The organism is Mesorhizobium sp. M1423 (assembly GCF_040317575.1).
In the GTDB taxonomy this organism is placed as follows: Bacteria; Pseudomonadota; Alphaproteobacteria; order Rhizobiales; family Rhizobiaceae; genus Mesorhizobium.
Genome location: NZ_JAMYKU010000047.1, coordinates 21,623 through 28,923, shown reverse-complemented (window position 1 = coordinate 28,923; position 7,301 = coordinate 21,623). Strand labels below are relative to the sequence as shown.

General features: G+C 59.1%; 5 protein-coding genes and 1 pseudogene. All 6 read right to left on the bottom strand.

Annotated features, from left to right (window positions below; all coding sequences use genetic code 11):
• Nucleotides 1-222 precede the first annotated feature (222 nt).
• A complete protein-coding gene (locus NKG95_RS32745) occupies nt 223-1,113 on the bottom strand; it encodes a hypothetical protein (protein ID WP_353043711.1) in 891 nt (296 codons plus the stop codon).
• Between the two features lie 402 nt (nt 1,114-1,515).
• Nucleotides 1,516-1,617: pseudogene (locus tag NKG95_RS32740) on the bottom strand (IS21-like element helper ATPase IstB); the annotation flags it as partial.
• Between the two features lie 44 nt (nt 1,618-1,661).
• Nucleotides 1,662-2,894 carry a serine hydrolase domain-containing protein gene (locus NKG95_RS32735; protein WP_353043710.1) on the bottom strand — a complete coding sequence of 411 codons (1,233 nt, stop codon included), beginning with the start codon at nt 2,892-2,894 and terminating at the stop codon, nt 1,662-1,664.
• A gap of 321 nt (nt 2,895-3,215) precedes the next feature.
• On the bottom strand, nt 3,216-4,100 hold the full coding sequence (locus tag NKG95_RS32730; protein ID WP_353043709.1) for a hypothetical protein: 885 nt from the start codon (nt 4,098-4,100) through the stop codon (nt 3,216-3,218).
• A 215-nt stretch (nt 4,101-4,315) separates the two neighbouring features.
• Entirely contained in the window at nt 4,316-5,374 is a 1,059-nt protein-coding gene (locus tag NKG95_RS32725) for a hypothetical protein (RefSeq protein ID WP_353043708.1), read from the bottom strand.
• A 415-nt stretch (nt 5,375-5,789) separates the two neighbouring features.
• On the bottom strand, nt 5,790-7,127 hold the full coding sequence (locus NKG95_RS32720; protein WP_353043706.1) for a DNA methyltransferase: 1,338 nt from the start codon (nt 7,125-7,127) through the stop codon (nt 5,790-5,792).
• Nucleotides 7,128-7,301: the final 174 nt, after the last annotated feature.

Genomic DNA, 7,301 nt, shown 5'->3' with positions numbered 1-7,301 from the left:
GAGGCCGGACAGATGGCAGCATCCGACATCGTGCCTACCGCCAAAAAAATCGCTTGCGTCCGAAGGGGCGTCCACAGATGCCATTCGTCGCGAGGCACATAGAACGCCTGCTTCCGGCCCAAGATTGACAACGGAATATCACTGCCTCTTTGGATGCAGATGCACGTGGCGCATTCTCATCCGGAAAACAAGGATGGTCTTTCGTTCGCCGCCCACCGCGCGTCAGTTCTTGACCCCCACTCGAGCGCGCAGCGTCGCCGTGACATGATCCTCGCGCGGTTCAACGAAATCGATAGCGTCACCATTCCTCGATTGAAGGCTGATCGTCATCCAGTTCTCGCCACCTACTAGGACGCGAGTGACAAGCTCGGCGACTTGACTGGCCTGCTGAACAGTCGCCGGATCGAGTTTGAAATCGTCATCAAGCAGCGTGCGGACGTCCCATAGAGGGACGGTCCCATCGTCGACGGGGCTGCGTCGCATCGCTCCCGTAAGGATACCTCCATCGATCGCGCAGGACAGCGAAGACATCTTCAAGAAACTCAACCGATGGTCAGCACGCGCAAGATCGGCAGCAACGGTCGCGATATGCAGAGCAGCTAACCCAGCCTCGGGGGTACTCCATTGCTCAGAACGCTCGCGCAGGCGCCCGATGGTGTGATCGGAAAGGTAAACAGATGGGACGACATCAAAAGCGTCGCGCTTGCTGCGTTTCGTTGTCAAGGTGGCGCATAGCGCAGTTACTCCGCTTTCGTGCTCCAGCCCTTCAAGCGGATGGCTGCCATGCACCAGCATGCGCAGATCGAATATCGATGCCTGCCGGCTGCCTTCCGAGAATAGCGCTATGCGAAAACCACGATCAGAGGGAGGGAGGCGCTCCAGACGCGTGGCAGCGGCATCAAGAAGCTTTACCCGTCGCGGCGGCGATCCTTCATCCATGAACGCATGACGCAACGCTACTTGCGCATCGCGCCACGTCGTCGCCTTGCCGCCGGGATCGAGCGCAGGCGCGCCTATCCTCTCTCGTCGAGCAATCTCGTAAGCGAGATTTTTCGCGTAGATGCGCGCTTCCGTACCAAGTTTGCCAGGTGACTGTCTCATGACGGCATCCATAGCGCATTCCCACCATTTGGGTATAGGCGAGCGGATCTTGGCTCGGCGGGATCGAGAGGCGACACTGCGGAGCGGGGCGGATAGCGCGCACGTCGCGCGAATAAAAACAGAGCGCCCCGTCGCTGGGACGCCCTCATGTCGGCCTTCGTTGAAGCGAGTAGCCATGGGGAGTTCCTCTCGTTGAAGGAACTTCATCGTCTGATAGCAACCTTTACCTGCTCACGGACGATGATTTACCGCAGCCCCACAACTAGGCGACCCTCCCGCGGAGCGGGTTTGTACATGAGGCGCCTTGCGCCCGGCAGCCTTGGGGCCGCAAGGGGATAGGCAGCTTCAGGCTGCGGTTCCTCAAGAGCGGACATTCAGGTTGCGCGGGCATCGTCGTGAGATGACCGATGCCGGAAGCGAGGTCCGCTCGTAAAGCCGGCTGATGAGATGGAAGAGCAACTGCCCGCCGGCTTGGGCGAAGAGCTCATCGAGCACGACGAAGCCGAGCCGGCCCAGCTTGCTAAGCGCAAGGTTGCTCGCGCAGTTTCTGTTGACGAGTCTCAGGCCCCTGTCAACGCACCATGGACGAGTGCGCGCAGCTCTTTGCGCACCGGAATGGCGCTTGAAGGCAGCAGTTGCGTGAAGAGAATGACAACCATGTCGTCGACCGGGCTTACCCAGAAGAAGGTGCCTGCCGCCCCGCCCCAGCCATAGTCGCCCACTTGCGCCGAAATTTGTGCCTTAGCCGGATCGAGGACGACGGAGCCCAACAAACCGAACCCGACGCCGTCAAACTGGGTTTCGGCCCAAACTTCGGTTGCCATCGAGGCAAGATCTCCCGGTAGGTGATTGCACGCCGCCAATCTCAAAGTGCGGGGACTGAGGATGCGTTCGCCGTTGAGTTCACCTCCAGCCCGCAGCATTTCGGTGAACCGCCAATAGTCGTCGATGGTTCCAACGAGCCCGCCTCCGCCGCAGAACGTATCAACCTTGCCTTGCCGCCACTCCGAAACCTCCGGCGCTTCGTGCAATGCCATTCCGCCAGCCATAGCCTCATAGAGCGGGGGAAAACGGCTGATCTCAGACCCCGGCACAGAGAAGCCGGTGTCGGTCATGCCGAGGGGCTCGAAGATGCGAGTCGCGAAGTACTTGTCGAGCGTCATTCCGGAAACGACTTCCACGATGCGGCCGATGACATCGGACCCGGTGCTGTATTGCCATTTCGTGCCCGGCTCCCATTCCAATGGCAACTCGGCGATCCTCCGCACCATCTTGTCGAGCCCACCGTAAGCAAGGGCGAGGCCGAGTTTTTCCTTGGCATAAGCTTCACCGAGCAGTCGGGGGTTCGTAAAAAGGCTTAGGCCAGATGTGTGGGTCAGCAGATGGTGGATCGTTATCTTCGTTTTGATGGGCACTGTTTGGTCCAGCGACGTTGCGCCCGGTATCAGAAGTTGCCTGTTTTTGAATTCCGGCAGGTAAGCGTCGACCGGATCGTCGAGATGCAGGCGCGCCTCCTCGTACAGCATCATCAGCGCGACGGCGGTGACAGGTTTGGTCATCGAGTAGATGCGGGCGATGAGGTCGCGCTGCCAAGGCCGCTTGGCTTCGACGTCGGCGTGCCCGGCGCAGTCGAAAAAGGCGAGTTCTCCATGACGCGCGATGAGCACCGCACCACCCGGCCAGCGCCCGGTGTCGGCATATCGCTGCATCCACCGCTTCAGTCGCGCCAGCCGCGCCTTGTCGAAGCCGAGGTCCGCAGGATCACGAACTGGTTCGCTACCAAATTGATTCATCGCGCAAATGTCCTGTCGCAGGCGAAGGCCCTTTGGACAATCCTGCGCTCTCCCCGCATTATTGCCAATAGTTGCCTGCTTGACCTCCAGTGAAGCTGCAGACGACGTCTGCTCTCAGGAAGCCCAAATGCGGTCCCCTACGGCAAACTTTGGGCGCAAAGCAGCCATTCAGGGCTCGATGTGCGAAGGTTGATTTCGGGTCAAGGCCGCCATTCCCCCGGCGTATCCACTGACTGAATGTCAGGATCGCGCCAATGGCAAACCTACGATCTCAAATCGCAGCACCTAGGCACGATCAAAATTTCATGAAACGACATGCGTTTATGGATCAAGCCGGCGGCGTAGCCATGACAATGGCGCGATCAAGCAGAAGAGGGTGTATCCCAGGGTTCGCGCCAACCCACGCAGCAGCAGCGGCGCAGGTTTCCAGGCGCGATTGGGCGCAAAGGCCCCGTTGGGGCTAAAATGCGACAGCGGATGCGTTAGGAAGCTATGCCACAGGCCTCCATCTGCGATCAGCAAGCGAAGATTATCAGGCTCGAAGAAGTCCGAGTGGCCGAAATCCATATTTCGAACGTTGAGAATGGCCTTCGCGGCATAGCCGGCCCTTCCGCCAGGTCCAGCGCCCGGAATGACATATTGCGAGAACGGCACGGCTTTATCCTTCGCCGCGACATGATTGAGGACGGCTTCCACCCGCCCGCTAGCGATCTGACGCTCCCAATCGAAATCGGGGCGTACGATGCTCCCCGCAGTGATAATGCGGCCGAACTTTAGGTCCTCAAAATCCGGATTCTCCAAGATCAGCGAAAGGAGATGCGTGCCGAAGCTGTGCGCGATGATGTCCGGACGCGGAGGACGTTGCCTTTCAATCGCCTGCTCTATCGCAACCCTGATTCTCTCGCCGAGCCGCTTCGCCAGCCTTCGATGAAGCCATCTCGCCAGCACGTCGATCGTCGCCCAGCCATATTTGTAGATGAGCACCGGCGCCGAGTAGCGAAGTCGATTGGCGATCTCCCAGCTGAACTCCTCCTGCCATTTGGCGCGGCTGTTCATGCCATGGATGACAATCATCCATCTTATGTCGCGGCTGGTTTGGCCCTCAAGCCGGTAGAAATACTCGACGAGGACCTCCTTGCCTTCCTGCTGATAATCGGTGTGGCAATAAGGACAGATTGCGTAAGGCGCACCGGCCGGGCTCAGCATCCTACTGCACTCGGACACCGGACAACGACAGGCCTTGATCCTGCTAACCGCGGCCGACGCCACGGCCTCGTCGAAAAAGGCTTCCAGTGCCTTGTCCCCAGCGGGCACGCCGATCGCCTGAGCGAATTGCGCCGGCGAGAATTCCAGACCGTCACCCTGCTCCAGGCGCCGGGCGATTTCCGCCCTACAGCGGCTCTCGAGCGTTTTCGGCGCACTCATGGCTCGCTGTTATAGCCCCAGAGGACCTTGAGGATTTGAAACACGTCCGCTCGCTTGCATTGCGCCCAAATTCGGAGCCTTGCCTCGGCGCCATAGACCTGGACGGCAATGCGTCGGCTCATCCCGTGCTCCTCGGCAGCGAAATGAAGCATGCCCAGCGCCCTGTCAAACTGGCTTGCATCCACTGCATGAAGTACGACGCGAACCGGCTCCACCGACTCAATGCCGCCTTCCGGCAAGGTGGATGCCATCTCAACATAGCCGCTGTCGAGCTCGAAGCGCGTCGAATGCAGGCCCTTATCTTTGGTGGCTGCGACCTTCACCGCTTGGCTGAGCGGTATCCGAGTAAAGGGGACATCGGAACAGCCGATCGCCGCCAGCGCCGCGCAGATGTCCGCGAACACGGCATCATGGTCGATCTCGGTGTTGCGATGGATCAGGATTGCGCAATAAGGATCGCCGAAGCGCCATTCGTATCGAACGATGCTGCGGTCAAAGCGCTGGCGATAGGCATCGAACCGGTACCGCTCGAGCCCTTCATCCGAGAAGAAATCCTTTGGCCTCCAGCGATTCCACCCTTCCTTGCGCTGGTACCAGACCATTGAAAGGCCGACGGCGTCTAGACCGATATGCTTTAGCTCGAGCATGTCCGGAAAATCGAGGCTGGCGGTCGCACCCAGGGAGCCGGCGTGCGGGCTTGCGGCGATGCCGCCGGCGAGCGCGGCAGCTTCGGTTTGCGGCGGCTCGACGAGGTAGAGATGCTGGTCGCCCCATCCCTCAACCTCCGCGAGCCATGCTTCCAACACCTCCTGGGTAATGACGTCGTCATCGATGGCCGAAGCGAGATTGATCGCGAAATCCTCCTTCGTCGTCCCGATCATTGCGCCGCTGCTCCGGAGCAGCTCCTTGATGAAGAAATTTCCCTGGGCGACGGCGATCCGATGCCCCAGCTCCTTAAGCTCCGGTTTGGTCAGCTGTTCCGTGGTCATGCCTCCCTGATAATGCAAATCGTGATGACGGATCGCGCACGACGCCCGCAGTTTCGGCCTCAGCAACAAGGCTCAAGACAACATATAATGATTCTTAATCAGGCGCGAATATTATGAATACACGCATCACTGTCGATTTGAGCCCAATTCAATCACGATTTTCCAATAATGCTGGTCCCTAACTGTTTGGCTAGACTACAGAACAGCAGATACCCGAAGGTGCAGCCAAAAGATACGATTCAGTGAATCTGCAGCATATATGCTTCGGCTCAAAAGCGAACGTTGCAGGATCCGCTTGTAAGGACTGTACCGCACCAGGGACATTCGATCAGGTTCTCCGAAGCCGACGTTCCTCATACAGCTGATGCGACCCGAACAGACTTTCTCCAATTTAACACCTTCTTGCGACGCCATTGAAGCTAGCTTTCAAAGAGGTCATCGGAGACATAGCCAACGGCCCAGCTCACCCCGCACTAAGCTGCTACATGCGGCTGACCCGTTGCCGTGGGTCAATGTGGACGACCTCTCCGGCTTCGCCCAGTTGCTTCCCGCCTTGGAAGCTGTAGACGAACTGGAGTTGGTGGTCGTCCACTCCCCTCTTCGCCTTGGCCGGTTTTGGCGGGCGAAGTTGGTCTAGGGGCGCTGCCATTGGCAGGCGGGGCTTGATCCCCGAGAACAACTCGGAGACGGGCGCCAGCTGGATGCGTGGAAACGACCCATGTGCAGTTTGGACAAAGCCCGCCGATGCCGCCTCGACGCGCATCGGGCTGGTAGGATGGCCTAGGGATACAAGGACGCCCATCTCCGCTTTCTCGCGCTCGATCACAGCTCGAAGGTCCCGCACCGCCTGGACCCCTATCGTCCCGCCGCCCTTAACGGATGTGATGACGCGGCCAACTCCTCTCGGTCCGTTGAGGAAGAAGATTTCACCGTCGATCCCTTTGTCGGTCCCTTTTTTCCGTTCGCGGTATTGCTGTACGCCGAATAGCCAATTCGCCCACCACTGGAATTGGTACTTGTCGCGCCGGGCAAGGTCGTGAGCTGCAACTACATCGCGAGGACGTCCCTCTACTTCGATCTTGAGGTTCGGAAACTCTTCTGCGATCCTCTCCTCGATGACTGTGATGGCGTGATGGGTTACGTCGATCCCGACCCATTTCCGGGCCAACTTCTCAGCCGCATGGACGGTGGTCCCACATCCACAGAACGGATCAAGCACGACATCGCCTTCGTTCGACGCGGCCAGGATAAGCCGCTCTAGGAGCGAGAGCGGCTTCTGTGTCGGGTAGCCGAGCCGCTCACGGGCTTGCGAATTAATCGGGTGGATGTCAGTCCACACGTCGCCAATCGCGACGCCCGAACTGTCGTCCAGATACCGCTTCTCGCGCGGCACACTCCCCGGCCGGTTTTGCACAACGCGCCCTTCGGCAACCATGCGTTCCATGCGGTCACGCGAGTAGCGCCAGAACCGGGAGACGTCCATGACCTCATAGTAAGGATTGCCCTTCGCCGCACCTCCAGGGCCAGTCATGTCCCACAATCCGTAGCGACGTCCGTCCGCGTCGACGTGTGGATACTTGGCGTCGACGTAATCGTCGCTCAGTGGAGTGAACACCGGCTGGAACGTCGAAGCGGGCGTCTTGCGAAAAAAGAGTATGGTATCATGTACGCGGGGGAAGCGCTTGGCTCCCTGCGAATGATCGCTCTTGGAACTAGTGCGCTTCCAGATGATCTCGTTGGTGAAGCTCTGAAACCCAAAGATGGCGTCGAGCAAGGTTTTCAGATAGTGGCTCGCAGTCGGGTCGCAGTGCAGATACATTGATCCGGTTGGCTTCAGCGCAGTGTAGTTCGATCAGCCTAACCGACATCATGGCCAAGTAGGCCATCAAGTCGTTCTCACCCATAGAGGATCTAAGGGCGCCCAGAATGCGGGCGGCGCCACTGCCCGAGCCAATGACATCCGCATATGCAGATTCTGCCGACTCTCCCCATC